The organism is Aliihoeflea aestuarii, assembly GCF_024105665.1.
Taxonomy (GTDB): Bacteria; Pseudomonadota; Alphaproteobacteria; order Rhizobiales; family Rhizobiaceae; genus Aliihoeflea; species Aliihoeflea aestuarii.
In genome coordinates this window covers 25064-45290 of the sequence record NZ_JAAAMK010000006.1, presented here as the reverse complement: position 1 = coordinate 45290, position 20227 = coordinate 25064, and the positions used below count along the sequence as shown (strand labels likewise).

Annotated in this window: 17 protein-coding genes and 2 tRNA genes; 9 read left to right on the top strand and 10 right to left on the bottom strand. The window is 61.8% G+C overall.

All coding sequences use genetic code 11. The annotated features are described in order from the left end of the window. Positions 1-62 precede the first annotated feature (62 nt). Both GTW25_RS13225 and mmsB read left to right on the top strand, forming a co-directional pair. Positions 63-1238 (top strand): isobutyryl-CoA dehydrogenase, encoded by a 1176-nt coding sequence (locus GTW25_RS13225; protein ID WP_252912610.1) that lies wholly within the window; start codon positions 63-65, stop codon positions 1236-1238. Positions 1239-1320: 82 nt separating this feature from the next. Then, positions 1321-2205, top strand: coding sequence for a 3-hydroxyisobutyrate dehydrogenase (mmsB, locus tag GTW25_RS13220; RefSeq protein WP_252912609.1), 885 nt, complete (start codon positions 1321-1323; stop codon positions 2203-2205). Positions 2206-2431: 226 nt separating this feature from the next. On the opposite strand, the gene GTW25_RS13215 is transcribed toward mmsB, so the two are convergent. From GTW25_RS13215 to GTW25_RS13200, 4 genes are all read right to left on the bottom strand, one after another. Further along, the gene (locus tag GTW25_RS13215; RefSeq protein WP_252912608.1) at positions 2432-2797 is read right to left on the bottom strand and encodes a hypothetical protein; all 366 of its coding nucleotides are present in this window, start codon (positions 2795-2797) and stop codon (positions 2432-2434) included. A gap of 46 nt (positions 2798-2843) precedes the next feature. Then, positions 2844-3257 carry a carboxymuconolactone decarboxylase family protein gene (locus tag GTW25_RS13210; RefSeq protein ID WP_252912607.1) on the bottom strand — a complete coding sequence of 138 codons (414 nt, stop codon included), beginning with the start codon at positions 3255-3257 and terminating at the stop codon, positions 2844-2846. 60 nt (positions 3258-3317) lie between these two features. Next, positions 3318-4694 (bottom strand): aspartate aminotransferase family protein, encoded by a 1377-nt coding sequence (locus GTW25_RS13205; RefSeq protein ID WP_252912606.1) that lies wholly within the window; start codon positions 4692-4694, stop codon positions 3318-3320. 187 nt (positions 4695-4881) lie between these two features. Further along, positions 4882-6051, bottom strand: coding sequence for an MFS transporter (locus GTW25_RS13200; protein ID WP_252912605.1), 1170 nt, complete (start codon positions 6049-6051; stop codon positions 4882-4884). A 221-nt stretch (positions 6052-6272) separates the two neighbouring features. Between GTW25_RS13200 and GTW25_RS13195 the strand changes: the two genes are divergently transcribed. Then, the gene (locus tag GTW25_RS13195) at positions 6273-7847 is read left to right on the top strand and encodes a trimethylamine methyltransferase family protein (RefSeq protein WP_252912604.1); all 1575 of its coding nucleotides are present in this window, start codon (positions 6273-6275) and stop codon (positions 7845-7847) included. A 50-nt stretch (positions 7848-7897) separates the two neighbouring features. Then, complete coding sequence (locus tag GTW25_RS13190) at positions 7898-10474, top strand: GcvT family protein (protein WP_252912603.1); 2577 nt, start codon at positions 7898-7900, stop codon at positions 10472-10474. Here GTW25_RS13190 and GTW25_RS13185 read toward each other — a convergent pair whose 3' ends face one another. Together GTW25_RS13185 and GTW25_RS13180 are read right to left on the bottom strand one after the other, a co-directional pair. Then, the gene (locus GTW25_RS13185) at positions 10475-11167 is read right to left on the bottom strand and encodes a phosphate/phosphite/phosphonate ABC transporter substrate-binding protein (protein ID WP_252912602.1); all 693 of its coding nucleotides are present in this window, start codon (positions 11165-11167) and stop codon (positions 10475-10477) included. Positions 11168-11204: 37 nt separating this feature from the next. Continuing rightward, the gene (locus GTW25_RS13180; protein ID WP_252912601.1) at positions 11205-12224 is read right to left on the bottom strand and encodes a fatty acid desaturase; all 1020 of its coding nucleotides are present in this window, start codon (positions 12222-12224) and stop codon (positions 11205-11207) included. Positions 12225-12383: 159 nt separating this feature from the next. Between GTW25_RS13180 and GTW25_RS13175 the strand changes: the two genes are divergently transcribed. From GTW25_RS13175 to GTW25_RS13165, 3 genes are all read left to right on the top strand, one after another. After that, a complete protein-coding gene (locus GTW25_RS13175; protein ID WP_252912600.1) occupies positions 12384-13229 on the top strand; it encodes a helix-turn-helix domain-containing protein in 846 nt (281 codons plus the stop codon). Between the two features lie 63 nt (positions 13230-13292). Next, a complete protein-coding gene (gene bmt / locus GTW25_RS13170) occupies positions 13293-14303 on the top strand; it encodes a betaine--homocysteine S-methyltransferase (RefSeq protein WP_252912599.1) in 1011 nt (336 codons plus the stop codon). 162 nt (positions 14304-14465) lie between these two features. Then, on the top strand, positions 14466-14618 hold the full coding sequence (locus GTW25_RS13165; protein WP_252912598.1) for a hypothetical protein: 153 nt from the start codon (positions 14466-14468) through the stop codon (positions 14616-14618). A gap of 18 nt (positions 14619-14636) precedes the next feature. Here the strand turns inward: GTW25_RS13165 and GTW25_RS13160 are convergent. After that, positions 14637-14713: transfer RNA gene (locus tag GTW25_RS13160), tRNA-Asp, on the bottom strand. Positions 14714-14918: 205 nt separating this feature from the next. On the opposite strand from GTW25_RS13160, the gene GTW25_RS13155 reads away from it, so the two are divergent. Together GTW25_RS13155 and GTW25_RS13150 are read left to right on the top strand one after the other, a co-directional pair. Next, a tRNA-Val gene (locus tag GTW25_RS13155) sits at positions 14919-14994 on the top strand. A gap of 361 nt (positions 14995-15355) precedes the next feature. Continuing rightward, on the top strand, positions 15356-15541 hold the full coding sequence (locus GTW25_RS13150) for a Flp family type IVb pilin (RefSeq protein WP_252912597.1): 186 nt from the start codon (positions 15356-15358) through the stop codon (positions 15539-15541). Positions 15542-15610: 69 nt separating this feature from the next. On the opposite strand, the gene hbs is transcribed toward GTW25_RS13150, so the two are convergent. From hbs to clpX, 3 genes are all read right to left on the bottom strand, one after another. Further along, a complete protein-coding gene (gene hbs, locus GTW25_RS13145) occupies positions 15611-15883 on the bottom strand; it encodes a non-specific DNA-binding protein Hbs (protein WP_252912596.1) in 273 nt (90 codons plus the stop codon). Between the two features lie 199 nt (positions 15884-16082). Next, complete coding sequence (lon, locus tag GTW25_RS13140; protein WP_252912595.1) at positions 16083-18491, bottom strand: endopeptidase La; 2409 nt, start codon at positions 18489-18491, stop codon at positions 16083-16085. Positions 18492-18734: 243 nt separating this feature from the next. Beyond that, complete coding sequence (clpX, locus tag GTW25_RS13135; RefSeq protein WP_252912594.1) at positions 18735-20009, bottom strand: ATP-dependent Clp protease ATP-binding subunit ClpX; 1275 nt, start codon at positions 20007-20009, stop codon at positions 18735-18737. Positions 20010-20227: the final 218 nt, after the last annotated feature.

The following is a 20227-nucleotide window of genomic DNA, read 5'->3' as shown; positions in this document are numbered from 1 at the left end:
ACGCACGGGCCAATGGGATAGATTGCTGCCCTGAGGAATACCAGTGCGACAGGGAGGCCAGCATGGACGCCGCGCTCGACGCCACGGCCACGCAATTCGAACTCAATGAGGACCAGCGCGCCATTCAGGATATGACGGCCGCCTTCGCGGCCGAGAATGTCGCGCCGCACGCCCTCGACTGGGACAAGGAGCGATATTTCCCGAACGACGTGATCCGGTCGACGGGCGAACTCGGCTTCGGTGGCATCTACATCAACGAGGATGTCGGCGGTTCGGGATTAGGCCGACTGGATGCGGTTCTCATTTTCGAAGCACTCGCGGCCGCCTGCCCCGGTTTTTCCTCGATGATCTCCATTCACAACATGGCTGCGTGGATGATCGACAAGTTCGGCAACGAAGACCAGCGCCAGCGTTTCCTGCCGAAGATGACATCTTTCGAATGGATGGGAAGCTATGCCCTGACGGAGCCCGGAGCGGGGTCCGACGCCGCCGCGCTCAAGACGAAGGCGACGCGCTCGGGCGGCAACGGCAGCGACTATGTCCTGAACGGCGCCAAGCAGTTCATCTCCGGTGCCGGTGAATCCGACGTTTACGTCGCCATGGTGCGCACCGGCGAGGACGGGCCGAAGGGTGTCTCGACGCTCGTCATCCCAAAGGACGCGCCCGGTCTTTCCTTTGGAACCGCCGAAAACAAGATGGGCTGGCACATGCAGCCGACCCGTCAGGTGATCTTCGAGGACTGCAAGGTGCCGGCCGAGAACCTGCTTTCAGGCGAAGGCGACGGCTTCAAGATCGCGATGGCGGGGCTCGACGGCGGCCGGCTCAACATCGCCGCCTGCTCGCTGGGCGGGGCGCAATCGGCGTTCGACAAGGCGCTTGCCTATGCCCACGAACGCAAGGCGTTCGGCAAGACCATCGATCAGTTCCAGGCATTGCAGTTCAAGCTCGCCGACATGGAAACGGATATCAACGCGTCGCGCATGCTGCTTTACGCGGCGGCGTCGAAACTCGACCGCAAGGCGCATGATGCCGGCAAATGGTCGGCCATGGCCAAGCGCTTCGTCACCGACACCTGCTTCGACGTCGCCAACGAGGCCCTGCAAGTGCACGGCGGCTACGGCTATCTGCACGATTACGGAATCGAGAAGCTCGTTCGCGATCTGCGCGTCCATCAGATTCTGGAAGGCACGAACGAGATCATGCGGGTGATCATCGCGCGGCATCTGATAGGGAAATAGGGAGAAGGGAAAAGGGAAGGTTCAACGAGCAAGCGCTTTCCCTGTTTCCCTACTCCCTGCTTCCCTTCCATCGGGAGGAACCATGACCACCATCGCATTCATCGGCCTCGGCAATATGGGAAATCCCATGGCCGCCAATCTGGTCAAGGCTGGCCATCAGGTAACGGGTTTCGACCTCGTCGCCGCCAATCTCGATACGGCAAAAGCCAATGGCGCTTCGGTTGCGGCAAGCGCGCGGGAGGCGATTGCAGGCGCGGAGGTGGTGGTAACCATGCTGCCGGCGGGCAAGCATGTGGTGAGCGTCTACGAGGATATCGCGGCGGCCGCAGCCAAAGGCACGCTCTTCATCGATTCTTCCACCATCGACGTCGAGTCCGCACGAAAGGCGCACAAGATTGCGACCGATGCCGGAATGCTTTCGGTCGATGCGCCGGTTTCCGGCGGCGTTGGGGGTGCGGAAGCCGGCACACTGACCTTCATGGCCGGCGGCGCGGCGGACGCTTTCGCCAAGGCCGAACCGATTCTTCAGCCCATGGCCGGCAAGATCGTCCATTGCGGCGATGCGGGGGCAGGACAAGCCGCCAAGATCTGCAACAACATGATCCTCGGCATTTCGATGATCGGTGTCGGCGAAGCCTTCGTGCTCGCCGAAAAGCTCGGTCTGTCGCATCAGGCGCTGTTCGACGTGGCGTCGACGTCGTCCGGCCAGTGCTGGTCGCTGACGACCTATTGCCCGGTGCCCGGACCAGTTCCCACATCTCCCGCCAATCGCGACTATAAACCGGGCTTCGCCGCCGCGCTGATGCTGAAAGATTTGCGCCTTGCACAGGAAGCGGCGCAAAGCGCTGGCGCAGTGACGCCACTCGGAGCGGAAGCCACGCAACTTTACGCCCTTTTCAACGCGATGGGCGAAGGCGGCACCGACTTTTCCGGCATCGTCAATTTCCTGCGCGGCAAAACCGGTTAACTCAAATTTTCGTCAAATTCATCTTTGCTTAAGTGACTGATAACCCGCTGGTAAGGATGACCGGCTAAAACGGATGGCAAGGCGGTTGTCGCAGCCGCCTCCCGCTCCGGATCAGGTCTCGCGTACCGGAGCAGTAATCTTCGCAGTGTATCGTTCGCGAAGCGCCATGCGTCCTTCTTGGCAAGACCGCGTTCCTCCAATGGAGAGCGCGGTTTTTGCGTTTCCTTCAGATTTTCCGGCTCAAGCGCCTGTGATTGCTCTTCACGGCAAGGCCGGACGGGCCGAGCGCGGCGCGCCACATTGCCTCTGCGGCCACGCCACTCAGGAGCGACGGCGTCTTTCCCGACCAGACTTCGGGCCAGAACTGAATTGCCGCCTTGGTCAGCGCAATCTGCGCCGCCAGCGTGCCTTCGACCAGGGCCGACATCTTTTCCGTGACCGCGCGGGTGGTTTCGACGCGGTAGGGATTGGAACTGTTCACCTCGGCTTCGAGCAGAGGCATGCGCATGGCGATGACGGCTGGCGCAAGCATCAGATTGCCGGTCAACGCGGCGGCGGCGCGCATCGATCGAACGGTCGGTTTGACTGGCATGGTTCGGATTCCGGCGCGATATTGCGCTGCACAAAACGCGTCGCAGTCACCGATGTTCCGGAATGAATTGCGGATCGACCGGCGGGCGCAGGCCGTTGACGAGCCTGTTGGTCTCGTTTGCCATGCCGACGACCGCGAGCAGTTCCATGAATTGCGCATCGCTCATGCCCTTGGCGCGCGCGGCAGCCGTATGCGAATAAGTGCAATATTCGCAGCCATTCGTCACGGATACGGCGACGTAGACGAGTTCCTTGGTCAGCGGGTCGAGCGCACCGGGCGCCATCACCTGCTTGGCGTCTTCCCATGTGCGCTTGAGCGCCATCGGGTCATGCGCCAGCACCTTCCAGAAATTGTTGATCCAGTCGGTGCCGCGCGTCTGCATGATGTCGTCATAGACGGCGCGAACCTCGTCGGAGGCGGATTCGTATTCGATCAGCGGGACAAGCGGTGCATTCGTCATTTCAAACCTCCGATGCAAAGCGCCCCTCCAGACGGTTCGTCGGGAGGGGCGCGGTAAAGCCTATTTGCGCAAATCCTTTTCGGCCAGATCGAGCGCCTTGCCGATGCGCTCGCAGGCCATGTCGATCGTTTCCTTCGTCCAGATCAGCGGCGGCGACAGGATCATCGTGTCCCCGACCGCGCGCATCATCATGCCGTTGGCGATGGCATGATCGCGCACCGACGCGGCTGCCGATCCGACATCGGGGAAGCGCGCCTTCGATTCCTTATCCTTGACGATCTCGATCGCCGCCATCAGGCCGAAAGAGCGAACCTCGCCGACGATGCCGTGACCGCCGAGCTTTTCCTGAAGCGCTTTTGCCAGATAGGGTCCGGTCTCGTCGCGAACGCGATCGATGAGACCTTCCTTCTGGATGATCTCGAGATTGGCGAGCGCAACGGCGCACGCCACCGGGTGACCCGAATAGGTGTAGCCGTGGTAGAACTCGCCGCCCTTTTCGACCAGCGTCGCCGCGATCCGGTCGCCCACGAGCAATGCGGAAAGCGGCTGATAGCCTGACGTCAGGGCCTTTGCCGTCGTGATCGTATCGGCCTCGATACCAAGCGATTGCGCGGCGAACCACTCGCCCGTGCGGCCATAGCCGGTGATGACTTCATCGAGCATCAGGAGCACGTCGTACTTCTTGCAGATTCGCTGGATTTCCGGCCAGTAGCTGTCCGGTGCGATCTTGACGCCCCCTGCCCCCATGATCGGCTCGCCGATGAAGGCCGCGACGTTTTCGGCCCCCGCTTCGAGGATCGCGTCCTCGACGGCCTTTGCCGCACGCAGGCCGAAATCGTGGTCGCTCTCGCCCGGCTGCTTGAGTTCGAACGCATAGGGCGGCATTACATGGGTGATATTGGGAACCGCGCCGTTCAACTGGCTGTGCATCGCCGCCATTCCGCCAAGCGACGTGCCGGTGATGGTGGAGCCGTGATACGCCCAGTTGCGCGAGATGATACGGTTCTTCTGCGGCTTGCCTTCCAGCACCCAGTAATGCCGAACGAGACGCAAAGCCGTGTCGTTCGCTTCCGAACCGGACGAGCCGTAGAACACCTGATTCATGTTCTTCGGCGCGATCTCCGCGATCTTTTTCGCGAGAAGCACCGGCGTCGGCGTCGTGCAGCGGAAGAAGGAATTGTAGTAGGGCAGTTCCTTCATCTGCGCATAGGCGGCTTCGGCCAGTTCATTGCGGCCATAGCCGACATTGACGCACCAAAGCCCCGCCATGCCGTCGAGGATTTCGTTGCCCTCGCTGTCATAGACGAAGGGACCCTCTGCGCGTGTGATCATGCGCGAGCCGGCGTGGCGAAGATCCTTGTGGTCGGTGAAGGGGTGAAGGTGGTGCGCGGCGTCGATTTCCTGAAGCTGCGCGAGCGAATAGTTCTGATAAGTCATGCGATTTCGTCTCCGTCCTAAACCAATGTGACAGGTTCAGACGGCAGATGGCGGCGAATAGCCGATACGGGCGCACAGCCGCAAAAGCTCCGCGTGCCGCGTGCGGGGCGACGGGGTCGAGGCATGTGCGTTTCTTCTGATCTGCGAAAGGCGCATGGCATGTTTGTAGCCGTGCCTGCTATCGTGTTCAAGCCGAGCGCTGGCGCGCTCGGAAGAGAGCGACGACGACCAGAACCAGACACAGGCTCGCCAGAATGAGCGGCAGACCGTTCGCACCGATCGCCTGCATGGCGACGCCGGCGCTGGGCGGGCCGGAAATACCACCGATACCCCACATGAGCGCAAAGGCGGCGTTGCCGGCGACGAGCATCGATCCGGTGAACCGCTGCCCAAGTTCGACGATGGCCATCGTATAGATGCCATAGGCAAACGCGCCCCAGAAGAAGGCGACCGGCCATTGCGCCGGCGTGCCGAGCACGATCGGCAAAAGCACGCAGCCGACAATACCCATGACCGCGCACAAAAGCATGACGCCACGCGCGTTCCAGCGATCGGCAAGCAGTCCGAGCGGCACCTGAAGCGCAAAATTGCCGACGATGAAGACGGTGAGCAACGTCGCCATCTGCGCTTCGCCGATAGCGAAGGCACGACCGTAGGATGGCAGGAGCGACATCATCGCCGTTTCGAATCCGGCCGCCACGACGACCGCGAGAAGCAGCGTCGGCGCGACGGGCAGGAACCGGCGCACGGTGCCTTGCTGCTCATCCTCATGAAACGCCGGAAGACGCGCGGCAACCGCGAAAACGAATAGCCCGCAGACAAGAAAGGCCGCGATGCCGACGAGAAAAGGAGCCCACCCCTGCGTGCCGACAAGCGCCAGCGTTGCCGGTCCCAGCGCGAAGCCGAGCGAGATGATGGATGTGTAGACACCCATGAACCGACCACGCGCATAGGCAGGCGCAAGGGCGATCATCCAGACCTCTGACAGAACGTAGAGAGGGATGACGGAAAAGCCGAGCAGGAAGCGCAGCGGAAACCAAAGCCACACATTCTGCGTCGCGCCGATCAGTGCGAACATCGCGGCGCAGAAGATGGAGCAGATCAGCACCGTACGCACGCCGCCAAGCCAGTTGACGAGACGCGGCACGAAGGACGACGCGACCATCATGCCGAGCGGCGACATGGCGGCCGACAGGCCGATCATCGTCGGCGATACGCCCTGTCGTTCGAGGATGAAGGCGAGCAGCGGATAGGACAACCCTTGCGCGATGGCGAATACGGACACCGTTGCCGTGACCGCGCCGATGGCGAGCCAGGGCACAGGCGGCAGCGCAAATGGTGTCTCGATCCGATCCATGGCGCGACGAAATCCCGGCGCAAAGGCAAATGCCAGTGCAAAATCAGGCTGGACGAAAACATCCCGAACGCTGGTCCACACCGCGATTTCGCCACTGCGTCGCCAATGCTGCAGGGGCCTCGCGGCCGTGTCGGTTCCGTCTTCGAAAATGTCGCAGCATCCCTAACGGGTCGTCGGGCGGCGGGCCACTATGCGGCACGATTTCGTTTCAAGAGTTCCAGATGACAGACCCGCTCCTGCCGCCGGAAGCCCTGCCGATCCACCACCCCCGCCGTGGGGGGCGGGCCGGTAAACGTGCCGGCGGAGCGGTCGGCTTCGAACAGCCGCCCTACCGCAATTTGAAGAACCCGCTGACGCCGACGAAACTCATCTCGGACGATGAGCTGGAATCGATCCACCTCACCTCGCTGCGCGTCTTGAAGGAGATCGGCGTCGACGTTCTCCATGACGAGGCGCGGCGGATCATGAAGGCGGCCGGCGCGGATGTGCGTGAAGGTTCGGACCGCGTGCGTTTCGATGCCGACATGATCCTCGAACTGGTTTCGCATTGCCCGTCGCAGTTTACGCTTCATGCGCGCAACCCGGCGCATGACGTGCATTTCGGCGGAAATAACCTCATTTTCGCCCAGGTGGCATCGGCACCCAACTGCTCCGACCTCGACAATGGACGGCGCGCCGGCAATCAGACCGATTTCCGCAATTTCCTGAAGCTCGCGCAGGTCCACAACATCATCCAGGCGACCGGCGGCTATCCGGTCGAGCCGGTCGATATCCATCCGTCGATCCGGCATCTGGAATGTATTCGCGACCTGGCGACGCTTACCGACAAGCCGTTCCACATCTATTCGCTGGGTCTCGAACGCAATCTCGACGGCATCGAGATCGCACGACTGGCGCGGGGCATTTCGGAGGAACAGCTTCTCTCCGAGCCGTCCGTCTATACGATCATCAACACCAATTCGCCGCTGAAACTCGACATTCCGATGATGGAGGGCATCATCCAGATGTCGAGCCGCGGTCAGTTGGTGATCGTGACGCCGTTCACGCTATCCGGGGCGATGGCACCCGTGACCATCGCCGGCGCGCTGGTCCAGCAGAATGCCGAGGCGCTGTCGGGCATCGCGTTCACGCAGATGGTGCGCAAGGGCGCGCCGGTCGCCTATGGCGGCTTCACCTCCAATGTGGATATGAAATCCGGCGCGCCGGCCTTCGGCACGCCCGAATACATGAAGGCGCAGCTCGTCGGCGGACAACTCGCGCGGCGCTACGGCATTCCTTACCGCACGTCGAATGTTTGCGCGGCGAACTCCGTCGATGCGCAGGCCGCCTATGAAAGCGTCTTTTCGCTGTGGGGCGCGGTGCAGGCGGGCGCCAACTTCATGCTGCACTCGGCCGGCTGGCTCGAAGGCGGACTGTGCTGCTCCTACGAGAAGATGATCCTCGACATCGATCTTCTGCAAATGGTAGCCGAGTTCCTGACGCCGCTCGACCTTTCGGACGATGCGTTGGCGGTGGACGCGATCCGCGACGTCGGCCCAGGCGGGCACTTCTTCGGCACCCAGCACACGCAGGACCGCTACAAGGACGCGTTCTATTCGCCGGTTCTGTCGGACTGGCGCAATTTCGAAACGTGGAGCCTCGCCGGCGCGCCCACCGCCGTCGACAAGGCCAACCGCGTCTGGAAAGAACGCCTCGCATCCTACGAAAAACCAGCCATCGACCCCGCTATCGAAGAGGCGATCGACGCCTTCGTCGCCAGGCGCATTGCCGAAGGCGGCGCACCGACGGATTTTTGAGCTATGGTTCAAAACCTTCATTTTTCGATTCCGACCGCGAGCGTAAATCCATGAAATCCCATGCAAAGGCAGTTGTGATCGGCGGCGGGGTCGTCGGGTGTTCAGTGCTCTACCATCTGGCGAAGGCCGGCTGGACCGACGTGATGCTGATCGAGCGCTCGGAACTCACTTCCGGTTCGTCCTGGCATGCCGCGGGTGGGTTCCACACGCTCAATGGCGACCCGAACGTCGCAAAGCTGCAGGCATATACCGTCCAGCTTTACAAGGAACTGGAGGAGATTTCCGGCCAGTCCTGCTCGCTGCATCTTACCGGCGGCGTGATGCTGGCCGACAGCCCGGAACGCATGGACTTTCTACGTCTCGCCCACGCAAAGGGGCGGTATCTGGGCATGGATACAGAACTCATCACGCCCTCGGAAGCGAAGGCGATGTTCCCGCTGATGGACGAGACGAATTTCGTCGGTGCGATGTGGGACCCCGTGGAAGGCCATCTCGACCCGTCCGGGACGACGCATGCCTATGCCAAGGCGGCGAAAAAGCTCGGCGCGGAGATCGTGCTGCGCAACCCGGTGAAGGAGTTGACGCAGGAGGTGGACGGCACCTGGAACGTCGTGACGAAGAACGGCACCGTGAAGGCCGAGCACGTCGTCAATTGCGGTGGCCTGTGGGCGCGCGAGGTGGGCCGGATGGTCGGCGTCGAACTGCCGCTTCTCGCCATGGAACACATGTATCTGTTGACCGAGCCGATGCCCGAGGTGGAGGAATTCAACGCGCGCACCGGCCGCGAGATGGTCGGCGTGATGGATTTCAAAGGTGAAATCTACACGCGTCAGGAGCGCAACGGCGTGCTGCTCGGCACCTATGAAAAGGACTGCCGCCCGTGGTCGCCGGTCAATACGCCGTGGGATTTCGGCCATGAACTTCTCCAGCCCGATATCGACCGCATCGCGCCCTCGCTGGAAGTCGGCTTCAAGCATTTTCCCGGCATCGAAAAGGCCGGTATCAAGCAGATCATCAATGGCCCGTTCACCTTCGCGCCGGATGGCAATCCGCTCGTCGGCCCGGTGCAGGGTCTGACGAATTTCTGGTGTGCCTGCGCGGTCATGGCCGGGTTCAGCCAAGGCGGCGGCGTCGGGCTGGCGCTGTCGAACTGGATGGTCAACGGCGATCCGGGGTTCGACGTCTGGGGCATGGATGTCGCCCGCTTCGGCGAATGGGCGAGCCTGCGCTACACCAACGCCAAGGTGCGTGAGAATTATTCGCGGCGCTTTTCCATCCGCTTCCCGAATGAAGAGCTTCCGGCCGCACGCCCTGTCCAGACGACGCCGCTTTACGATGTGATGAAGCGCGACAACAACGCCGTCATGGGCGATTCATGGGGTCTTGAAACACCGCTCTGGTTCGCACCGGAGGGGACCGAGCCGAAGGATGTCGTCTCCTTCCACCGCTCCAACGATTTCGAGCATGTCGGCAATGAAGTCCGCGCCACGCGCGAGCGCGTCGGTGTCACCGAGATCGCGAATTTCGCCAAATATGAAATTCAGGGAACGAGCGCGGAGGATTTCCTGAACCGCCTGATGACCAACCGGATGCCGAAGACGGGCCGCATCGTCCTGACGCCGATGCTGAACGAATTCGGCAAGCTGATCGGCGACTTCACCATCGCCAAGGCGGACGAGGACCGCTTCATGGTGTGGGGGTCTTCGGCGGCGCAGAAGTACCATATGCGCTGGTTCGAAAAGCACCTGCCGACGGACCGCTCGGTCCGCATCATCCGCTTCGACCAGACGCTGGTGGGACTCTCCATCGCCGGGCCGCGCTCGCGCGATTTGTTGCAAAAGCTCGTCGATACGGACGTGTCGAACGCCGCGTTTAAGTTCATGGACTATCGCGAGATGGCGGTGGCCGGCGCGCCCTGCATGGCCAATCGCATCTCCTATACGGGCGACCTGGGCTATGAAATCTGGCTTGAACCGGCTTATCAGCGCCGTGTCTACGAGGCGATCAAGCGCGAGGGCGAGGAATTCGGCATCGTCGATTTCGGCATGCGGGCGCTCTTGTCCATGCGGCTTGAGAAGAACTTCCCGACATGGTTCCGCGAGCTGCGGCCGATCTACGGGCCCTTCGAAGGCGCGATGGACCGTTTCATCAAGCTGGAAAAGAACGATTTCATCGGCCGCGAGGCGGCGGCGCGCGAACAGGCCAACGGGCCGAAACTGCGCCGCGTCTCCTTCGTGGTCGATGCGCTCGATGCCGATGTTATGGGCGACGAGCCGGTCTGGGCAAAGGTCAACGGAACCGAATATGGCACGGTCGAACCGCCGCACGGCTATGGCGCGCCGCGCTTCGACGGCGAAGGCGAGGACGTCCGCGGCTCCGATGCTGCAACCGACGCATCGGCGGTGCGCGGCATCAGGGACGGCGAGTGGTCGGTCGTCGGCTGGGTCACGTCGGGCGGGTATGCGCACCACGTCGGCAAGTCGATGGCACAGGGCTATGTGCCGACACCATTGGCGGAAGATGCCAGCGAGGGGCTGTTCGAAATCGAGATTCTCGGCCAGCGTCGCGCGGCCAAAATCGCCGTCGAACCGCCATTCGATCCGACCGGCGCGCGCATGCGCGGTTGATCAGGCGACGATCAGTCCGGCATCGAGAAGAGCCGCGCGCATTTCGGCGGCTTTATCAATACCAACCCTTTTGCCCGCGATGTAGGGCAGGCCCTTTCGCGGCTGCGTCCAGGCGATAGGCACGAGGTCGGCCGCACCCGGCTCATGCCGCTTGGCCAAATCCCAGCTCTTACAGTCGATGGCGCAAAAATCGGCCCGCTCGTCCATGACGGCGCGGATGGAGGCGCGGTGCCCACCGGTCGGGATTTTCTTGCTGAATGCCTTCAACGAGCCGAGATCGGCTTCAAGCGCGAGATAGCCGGACATGGAATCGGGCTGGTTGTAGGCAAATCGCCGTCCCGTCAGCAGATCGCGGCGCTCCGCGACCGTGACGCTCAGTGGCGCAGCCTCGCCTTCGCGCATAAGGATGACGCTGCGATACGCCTCGCCCTCGCCGCCCTCCACCCCGGAATAATCGGGCTGGCCGACCAGGTGCACATGGTCTTCCAGCCCGTCGCGCATCGGCCCCCAGCAGGTCTGGGCGAACAGGATGTCGGGACGCCGCCAGAAGGCATGGAGGTTTCCGGTCTCGCGCGTCAGCGCTTGCGGCGCATCGATACCCGCTTTGCGCAAGGCACCGCCGATGGCGGACCAGAGGGCATCGGTCTCGTCGTGAACTTCGGGCCAGTCATACATGGGAAGAGCTGCGATCATGGCTACTTATGCGCGCAATCTCGCGAGGCGATCAACCCTATTTCCGGGAAGGTTCGGCCGGAACCGGCGCGCTCCCCAAACCGTGAACGGATCGCTGGCGCACACGCGGGCGAAACGCCCTGCCCGGCTCCGGTGTGCGGCGCAGAACCGGATGCACGACCGCTTCCTTCTGCGTGAGCGCAAAAGCGCGGAACAGCGCAAAATAGCTCGGGAACACGTAGCCTGCGTTCATGCGCATCCACTCCTCGCGCCGCGCACGGAACAGGCGTGGCAACTCGTACCACGGCACGTTGGGCTGCTTGTGATGAACCAGATGCAGATTGTTGTTCAGGAACAACAGGGCCAGCGGCGAACGCTCAACGATGATCGTCCGCCCGTCCGGGCGTTCCGACCATTGATGCTCGGCAAAGGTCCGGATCGCGATGATCGACTGTCCGAGATAGACCGGCACCAGATGGAGCCAGAGCGGCATCCGGAACGCGAAGACGAGAATGGGCAGAAGGATCGCCAGCCCGACGAGATGATGGCGCCAGGCTCGCTGCACCGCCGGATCGCCGGCCCGCAACAGCTTCCAGTCAGACAGGAGGAACGCCACGTTCGAAATCGCCGGGCCTATCAGAAACCGGCCGATCATCGTATTGTTGAAGACGAGCAGGGACCGCAGCCCGGCCGGCAGCGCCTGATATCTCCATAAAGCCTGGTACCAGCTTTCGGGATCGTCGAACGGGTCCGTCAGGCGCTCGTCCGCGTGATGTGACAGATGCAGTTTCCTGAAACGGCGATACGGATAGACCACCCCGATGGGCAAGCCGACCAGAGCCTCGTTGACGAGGCCGTTGCGGGTGGGATGGCCGTGGGCTGCCTCATGCATAAGCGAGGAGTGGAGTGCGACGGCGAGGGTCAGAACGAGCATGGCGAGCCATGGCGACAGGCTCCAGCCGATGGTGCCCGCAGCCATCCACAGGCCGTAGCACCCGACGATCAACGCCACCGTTCGCCACTCGACTCGTAGCGAGCGCACCGTTCCCGGTACTGCCGGGTTCTCATTTCTGCTCATGGTTTCTGCCCCATATATCCGCCGAATCCCCCGATCCTGCTGACATATGCTGACACCAAAAAGAGCAGTAACAAATGATACAATGCGCACAAATCGTTGATAGTGAAACGCGTTGACCTCTATTGTTTTGTTTTGTCACCAATCATGCCACTATGAGCCATGGACAAGCGCGACCTTTCGACCATCTTCCGGGACCGGCTTCGGCTGCTGCTTGCGCGGCACGCGCGCAATCAATCGACCTTCGCGGCAAGCGTCGGCATCGATCGATCCGCCCTGTCGCAACTTCTCTCCGGCCAGTCGACCCGCCTGCCCCGCGCCGAAACGCTGCTCAACATGGCTGAAACCTACGGCGTTTCACTTGACTGGCTGATGGGGCTGAGCCAGGACGAGGGCCTTGCATCCGAAATTCGCGAGAGCCTCGAAATCGAGGAAGGAACGGGCGGCTTCGACCATACGCTTCTGGCGGCCTGGCACGCCGAGGCGGTGGGAACGAAAGTGCGCTACGTGCCGGCCGGCATTCCCGACCTGCTGCGCACCGACGCCGTCATCGCCTACGAGGCCGGCATCACGCGCAAGAGCCGCGAAAACCAGATCGACGAAAAGGACTACCGGATCGACTACAACCGGCGGCCCGAGACGGACATGGAGGTGTGCATGCCGCGCCACATGCTGGAAATCTTCGCCAAGGGAAATGGTGTGTGGAGCGGCCTGTCCGACGATGACCGCCGCGCGCAGCTCGATCACATGGCACGGCTCATCGAGGATCTTTATCCCAGCTTCCGGCTCTATCTCTACGACGGGCGCCAGCGCTATTCGATCCCCTATACGATCTTCGGGCAAATTCGCGCCGCGATCTTCGTCGGCGATATGTATCTGGTGCTGAATGCCGTCTCGCCGATCCAAAAACTGACACGCCACTTCGACAATCTCATCCGCGCGGCCGAAATCAATGCGCATGAAACGGCAAGCTACTGCCGGAACCTGAGCCGGGCGATGGCTGATTGACGGATATAAGGAATTCTTTATATCTTTCGCGACAACCCGCATCAAGAAAAGCGAGCGCCTCCCATGGCCAATCCGATCGATGAACTTCTCGCGCAAAAGGGCGTGCTGCTCGCGGACGGCGCGACGGGCACGAACCTTTTCGCCATGGGGCTGGAAGCCGGCGACGCGCCCGAATTGTGGAACGAGACCGCGCCGGAAAAGATCACGGCGCTTCATCAGGGCTTCGTCGATGCGGGCGCGGACATCATCCTCACCAATTCCTTCGGCGGCACGCGCCATCGCCTCAAGCTGCATCACGCCGAAGGGCGCGTCCACGAACTGAACCGCAAGGCGGCCGAGCTTGCCCGCGCCGTCGCCGACCATGCCGGCAGGCGCGTAATCGTCGCGGGTTCCGTGGGGCCGACGGGCGAGCTTCTGGAGCCGTTGGGCTCGCTGACCTATGACGAGGCCGTCGATGCCTTTGCCGAGCAGATCGAGGGGCTGAAGGAAGGCGGCGCGGACGTCGCCTGGATCGAAACCATGTCGGCTCCGGGCGAAATCCGCGCGGCGGCCGAGGCCGCCATCAAGGTCGGCCTGCCCTATACCTATACGGGCTCGTTCGATACGGCGGGCCGCACGATGATGGGCCTTGCGCCGGACGCCATTCACGAGGTCGGGGACGAACTGGCGCAAAAGCCGCTCGCGGTCGGCGCAAATTGCGGCGTCGGAGCCTCCGACATCCTCGCCTCGCTTCTCGACATGAGCGCGGCGCGACCCGACGCGACGGTCATCGTCAAGGGCAATTGCGGCATTCCCGAATTCCGCGGGACGGAGATTTACTATTCCGGCACGCCGGAGCTGATGGCCGACTATGCGCGCCTCGCGGTCGATGCCGGTGCGCGGATCGTCGGCGGCTGCTGCGGCACGTCCTTCGCTCATCTGGCCGCGATGCGCCAGGCGCTCGATGCGCACCGGAAAACCGAGCGGCCGACCGTCGAGGCCATCGAGGCCCGCATCGGGCCGCTGCGAAACAAGCTCGCCTCGCAAAGCGGCAGCGAAACCGGACGCAGGGAGCGTCGGCGCACGCGCGACTGACACCCCTTGTCGAGGCCCCTTCGCGCTCCTATTTGAGTACCAACAGCAGATTGTCTCCGGCCGGTGACCACGGATGTACTGGCACCACCGTTGAGACCTTGAGGGTCGGGCCAAAAGCCCGGCCTTTTTGTTTTGGGAGACGAGAGTGAGGAACGCCGGCCGATGATCGACAATCCGGGCAAGCGGATAGCCGCCGGATTCCTCAAGCTGTTCGCCGGGATCGCGATCGCGCTTCTTTTGCTGACGCAGTTGCTCGACAACACGGCCGAACACGATGCCGTCGATGCAAACATCGAAACCGGTCAGCAGCAATAATGATGTTCTGGAGAAAAATGGCGCGAGTGACGGGGCTCGAACCCGCGACCTCCGGCGTGACAGGCCGGCACTCTAACCGACTGAGCTACACCCGCGCTTTGCGCTGGCCACCTCTTCGGCGACCCGCGTTGATGGGTGGATTAAGCGGTTCGACATGAGGTGTCAAGCGCGCAGGACCGGCGAAAGCGCAGTTTCGACCGGCAAGCCGCGCGACGCTGCGGAAGCCGGCAAAAACCTCGATGCCGATGCCATGCCGGGGCTTGCGCACTGCTGCCAAACGCCCTAATGGTTCGCCCCGTCGGGCGATTAGCTCAGTTGGTAGAGCGCTTCGTTTACACCGAAGATGTCGGCAGTTCGAGCCTGTCATCGCCCACCAGTCTTCCCGATCCCGTGCACCTTTCAAAGGTCGCGCATTCTTGGCATCGAAGCGCTAAATGCGCTCGGGTGGCTCCATTCCCTTCACGATCCCACCCTTACGCCTGCGCTGCCTTCGGGGACGCGTAGCATTCCGTCCGGCTAGATGACGTGAACTATATAATCGATATAACAAAAGTCTATATTGAGTAAAATTATAGAGAACGGGATTTTACGGATTATCCTGCACTTAACCATTCGGAATGTAAGCAGTCATTAACGATCCCGATTAAGCAGATTGCAACACGACCCGCGTAATTTCGTCCCTGTCACAACAAGGGGCGGCCAAGCCCCATCAAACGGGGGCAAGGAGCCCAGATCACATGACGAACCTTCTGAAGCGCTTCAAGAATGATGAATCCGGCGCGACCGCCATCGAATACGGCCTGATCGCCGCGCTGATCGGCGTGACGATCATTGGCGCTGCCGGTCTTTTGGGTGATGAACTCGTCACGACTTTCACAAATATCGACACCGCGCTTTCCGGCGCGAACACTGTCACCCCATAATTTCTTGTACTGCAAAAAACCCCGGCGATCGCCGGGGTTTTTTTTATGCTTGGACCGAAGAACTGGAAATTAGTTCACGTTGTCCTTGAGGCCCTTGCCGGCCGAGAATTTCGGCACGTTGCGGGCCGGAATCTGCACTTCGGCGCCCGTCTGCGGGTTGCGGCCGGTCGAGGCTTCGCGGCGCGAGACCGAGAAATTGCCGAAGCCGACGAGGCGCACGTCGCCGCCCTTTTTGAGTTCGCCCGAGATGGTCGAAAACACCGCGTCGACTGCGGACTGCGCATCAGCCTTCGAGAGGCTGGCTTCCTCGGCAACCGCGGCGATAAGCTCGTTCTTGTTCATCAGAAAATTCCTTTCGTTTGAAAGGCCGGAAAACTGGGTTCTGCCGGCAGCGGGCGGAGTGTAGGCATATGCACCGTCCACAACCAAGCAAAAGCTGGCCTTGGGCGCGCAAAATCCCAGCTTTTCCGGGCTTTTTCAATGAAAAAGCCGGGCTGAATGCCCGGCTTTTCCGTTTATCAGACGGTTTTTTGCAATCGGATCAGTGCGCGAGGCTTGCCGAGGCCGAATCGTCGACGGACGCGGCGGGCGCTGAGGCCGGCTCCACCCATTCGATCGCTTCGGGAAGACGCATCAAGGCGTGCTCCAGAACCTCGCCGACGCGGCTGACCGGCACGATCTCGAGCGCGTTCTTCACGTTCTCGGGGATGTCGGCCAGGTCCTTGGCGTTCTCCTCGGGGATCAGCACCTTCTTGATGCCGCCACGAAGGGCCGCCAGCAGCTTCTCCTTCAGACCGCCGATAGGCAGCACCCTGCCCCGCAGCGTGACCTCGCCAGTCATGGCGATGTCCTTGCGGACCGGAATGCCCGTCAGAACCGACACGATCGCCGTGACCATAGCGATACCGGCCGACGGACCGTCCTTGGGCGTCGCGCCTTCGGGTACGTGAACGTGGATGTCGCGCCGATCGAAGAGCGGCGGCTCGATCCCGAAGTCGATCGCTCTCGATCGGACATAGGATGCCGCCGCCGAGATCGATTCCTTCATGACGTCCTTCAGATTGCCCGTCACCGTCATCTTGCCCTTGCCGGGCATCATGACGCCTTCGATGGTCAGCAATTCGCCGCCGACTTCCGTCCAGGCCAAGCCCGTCACGACGCCGATCTGATCCTCGCCCTCCACCTGGCCGAAGCGATAGCGCTCGACGCCGAGATAGTCGGACAGATTCTCGCGCGTGACATGCACGGCGTCGACCTTCTTGCGCAGGATTTCGGTGACCGCCTTGCGCCCGAGCTTCATCAGCTCGCGCTCGAGGCTGCGCACGCCGGCCTCACGCGTGTAGACCTGAATAATCGCACGGATCGCATCATCGTCGACGGAGAACTCGTCCGCCTTCAACGCGTGATCGCGGATGGCCTTCGGCAGAAGATGCCGCTTGGCGATCTCGACCTTCTCGTCTTCCGTGTAGCCGGCGATACGGATGATCTCCATCCGGTCCATCAGGGCCGGCGGGATGTTCAGCGTATTGGCCGTCGTCACGAACATCACGCTCGACAGGTCGTACTCGACCTCGAGGTAGTGATCCATGAAGGACGAGTTCTGCTCGGGATCGAGCACTTCCAGAAGCGCCGACGACGGATCGCCGCGGAAGTCCTGGCCCATCTTGTCGATCTCGTCGAGCAGGAAGAGCGGGTTGGACTTCTTGGCCTTCTTCATCGACTGGATGACCTTGCCGGGCATCGAGCCGATATAGGTGCGGCGGTGACCGCGAATCTCGGCCTCATCGCGCACGCCGCCGAGCGCCATACGGATGAACTCGCGTCCGGTCGCCTTGGCGATCGACTTGCCGAGCGAGGTCTTGCCGACGCCGGGAGGTCCGACGAGGCACAGGATCGGCCCCTTCAGCTTCTTCTGACGGCTCTGCACGGCCAGATACTCGACGATGCGCTCCTTGACCTTGTCGAGGCCGAAATGATCGGTGTCGAGCACGTTCTGCGCGAACTCGAGGTCGCTCTTGACCTTGGAGGGCTTGCCCCACGGGATCGAAAGCAGCCAGTCGAGATAGTTGCGCACGACCGTGGCTTCGGCGGACATCGGCGACATGGTGCGCAGCTTCTTCAGCTCCGCATCCGCCTTCTCGCGCGCTTCCTTGGTCAGCTTCGTCTTCTTGATGCGCTCTTCCAGTTCGGCCGCTTCGTCGCGGCCGTCCTCGCCCTCGCCGAGTTCCTTCTGGATCGCCTTCATCTGCTCGTTGAGGTAGTATTCGCGCTGCGTCTTCTCCATCTGGCGCTTGACGCGCGAGCGGATGCGCTTTTCCACCTGGAGCACGGAAATCTCGGCTTCCATGAAGCCCATGGCCTTTTCGAGCCGTTCGCGCACGGAGAGCGTGGCAAGCATTTCCTGCTTTTCGGGGATCTTGATGGCCAGATGCGAGGCAATCGTGTCGGCAAGCTTGGAATAGTCCTCGATCTGCCCTGCGGCACCGACGACTTCCGGAGAAATCTTCTTGTTGAGCTTCACGTAATTTTCGAAGTCGGAGACGACGGAGCGCGACAGCGCCTCGATCTCGACTTCCTCGTCCTGCGGTTCGGCGAGAATTTCCGCCGTCGCCTCGTGATAGTCCGACCGCTCCGTGAAGGACGTGATCCGCGCGCGCGCCGAGCCTTCGACCAGCACCTTCACGGTGCCGTCGGGAAGCTTCAGCAATTGCAGGACGCTAGCCACCGTGCCGACATCGTAGATGCCGTCGGACTGCGGTTCGTCATCGGCCGCGTTCTTCTGGGTCGCAAGCAGGATCTGCTTGTCCGAACCCATCACCTCTTCCAGCGCCTTGATCGACTTTTCACGTCCGACGAAAAGCGGAACGATCATGTGCGGAAAAACGACGATGTCACGCAGTGGGAGGACTGCGTAAATCGTCTGGTCGGGGTTGCCCGATACTTTGGTCATAGTCCAACCTTTCTGTCCGCAACCGCCTTTTTCGGCCGGTCGCGAATCTCAGTGTAGCGGCCCCAATGCCTTCCGCCCATTGCGATTGAAAGATCGCACATCATTTTGCGGCACGGAAGGATTGCGCCTCAATATTGGTTAGGTGGCGTCGATCGCGCGTCAGATCAAGACATGGGGTGACGCAAGGTAGCAATGCCTGAAAGGCATGGCCGGCGCGGCCTTGACGACCGCGCCGAATGCGCATCATGCGCTGGCGGAGCCTTTCTCGGCTTCGCGCTCGGCATAGATGTAGAGCGGCCGGGCGGAGCCCTGGACCACGTCGTCCGAAATGACGACTTCCTGGACGCCTTCGAGCGCGGGAAGCTCGAACATCGTGTCGAGAAGGATCGATTCCATGATCGAGCGCAGCCCGCGCGCGCCGGTCTTGCGCTCGATCGCCTTCTTGGCGATCGCCGACAGGGCGCTTTCATGGAACGTCAGTTCGACATTCTCCATCTCGAACAGGCGCTGATATTGCTTGACCAGCGCATTCTTCGGCTCGGTCAAAATCTGGATCAAAGCCGGCTCGTCAAGATCCTCGAGCGTCGCCAGCACCGGCAGACGACCGACGAACTCGGGAATGAGGCCGAACTTCAGGAGATCCTCGGGCTCGACCTGACGGAAGAGATCGCCCGTGCGGCGGTCTTCCGGCGAGGCGACGTTTGCCGCAAAGCCGATCGAGGTCTTGCGGCCGCGATCGGAAATGATGCGGTCGAGACCGGCAAACGCGCCGCCGCAGATGAAGAGGATGTTGGCCGTGTCCACCTGCAGGAATTCCTGCTGGGGATGCTTGCGCCCGCCCTGCGGCGGCACGGAGGCGACGGTGCCTTCCATGATCTTCAACAACGCCTGCTGGACGCCCTCGCCCGACACGTCGCGGGTGATCGAGGGATTGTCCGACTTGCGCGAAATCTTGTCGATCTCGTCGATATAGACGATGCCGCGCTGGGCGCGCTCGACATTGTAGTCGGCCGACTGGAGAAGCTTGAGGATGATGTTTTCCACATCCTCGCCGACATAGCCGGCTTCCGTCAGCGTCGTCGCGTCCGCCATGGTGAAGGGCACGTCGATGATGCGCGCGAGCGTCTGGGCGAGCAACGTCTTGCCGCAGCCGGTCGGGCCGATCAGGAGGATGTTCGACTTCGCCAGTTCGACGTCGTTCGACTTCGAGGCGTGCGCGAGGCGCTTGTAGTGATTGTGGACGGCGACCGACAGGACGCGCTTGGCGTGCGGCTGCCCGATCACGTAATCGTCCAGAACCTTCAGAATTTCCTGAGGCGTGGGCACGCCCTCGCGCGACTTCACCATCGAGGATTTGTTTTCCTCGCGGATAATGTCCATGCACAATTCGACGCATTCGTCGCAGATGAAGACCGTCGGGCCTGCGATCAGCTTGCGCACCTCGTGCTGGCTTTTGCCGCAAAACGAGCAGTAGAGCGTATTCTTCGAATCGCCACCGCTGTTGCTGATCTTGCTCATTTGGTACGTCCTTTCGGCACCGGTACTCGGCCCCGCCCCAACACGGCGCCGAATCTGAATTCTAGGACGGGCGACCCGCCCTGCCAAGAATGTCGCGTCAGTGAACCCAATTCGCCCGCCTATGCCAAATGCGAATTGGTGTTCTCCTCACGAATCCCCAGCAAAAATCTAAGCCTGCTATCGTTGAATATAGGCTTAATCTAGAAAACCGCTCCTTG

Excerpts from the sequence above, each read along its gene's own strand:
- GTW25_RS13225 (WP_252912610.1), top strand. The coding sequence starts at position 63 with ATGGACGCCGCGCTCGACGCCACGGCCACGCAATTCGAACTCAATGAG.
- mmsB (WP_252912609.1), top strand. The coding sequence starts at position 1,321 with ATGACCACCATCGCATTCATCGGCCTCGGCAATATGGGAAATCCCATG.
- GTW25_RS13215 (WP_252912608.1), bottom strand. The coding sequence starts at position 2,797 with ATGCCAGTCAAACCGACCGTTCGATCGATGCGCGCCGCCGCCGCGTTG.
- GTW25_RS13210 (WP_252912607.1), bottom strand. The coding sequence starts at position 3,257 with ATGACGAATGCACCGCTTGTCCCGCTGATCGAATACGAATCCGCCTCC.
- GTW25_RS13205 (WP_252912606.1), bottom strand. The coding sequence starts at position 4,694 with ATGACTTATCAGAACTATTCGCTCGCGCAGCTTCAGGAAATCGACGCC.
- GTW25_RS13200 (WP_252912605.1), bottom strand. The coding sequence starts at position 6,051 with ATGGATCGGATCGAGACACCATTTGCGCTGCCGCCTGTGCCCTGGCTC.
- GTW25_RS13195 (WP_252912604.1), top strand. The coding sequence starts at position 6,273 with ATGACAGACCCGCTCCTGCCGCCGGAAGCCCTGCCGATCCACCACCCC.
- GTW25_RS13190 (WP_252912603.1), top strand. The coding sequence starts at position 7,898 with ATGAAATCCCATGCAAAGGCAGTTGTGATCGGCGGCGGGGTCGTCGGG.
- GTW25_RS13185 (WP_252912602.1), bottom strand. The coding sequence starts at position 11,167 with ATGATCGCAGCTCTTCCCATGTATGACTGGCCCGAAGTTCACGACGAG.
- GTW25_RS13180 (WP_252912601.1), bottom strand. The coding sequence starts at position 12,224 with ATGAGCAGAAATGAGAACCCGGCAGTACCGGGAACGGTGCGCTCGCTA.
- GTW25_RS13175 (WP_252912600.1), top strand. The coding sequence starts at position 12,384 with ATGGACAAGCGCGACCTTTCGACCATCTTCCGGGACCGGCTTCGGCTG.
- bmt (WP_252912599.1), top strand. The coding sequence starts at position 13,293 with ATGGCCAATCCGATCGATGAACTTCTCGCGCAAAAGGGCGTGCTGCTC.
- GTW25_RS13165 (WP_252912598.1), top strand. The coding sequence starts at position 14,466 with ATGATCGACAATCCGGGCAAGCGGATAGCCGCCGGATTCCTCAAGCTG.
- GTW25_RS13150 (WP_252912597.1), top strand. The coding sequence starts at position 15,356 with ATGACGAACCTTCTGAAGCGCTTCAAGAATGATGAATCCGGCGCGACC.
- hbs (WP_252912596.1), bottom strand. The coding sequence starts at position 15,883 with ATGAACAAGAACGAGCTTATCGCCGCGGTTGCCGAGGAAGCCAGCCTC.
- lon (WP_252912595.1), bottom strand. The coding sequence starts at position 18,491 with ATGACCAAAGTATCGGGCAACCCCGACCAGACGATTTACGCAGTCCTC.
- clpX (WP_252912594.1), bottom strand. The coding sequence starts at position 20,009 with ATGAGCAAGATCAGCAACAGCGGTGGCGATTCGAAGAATACGCTCTAC.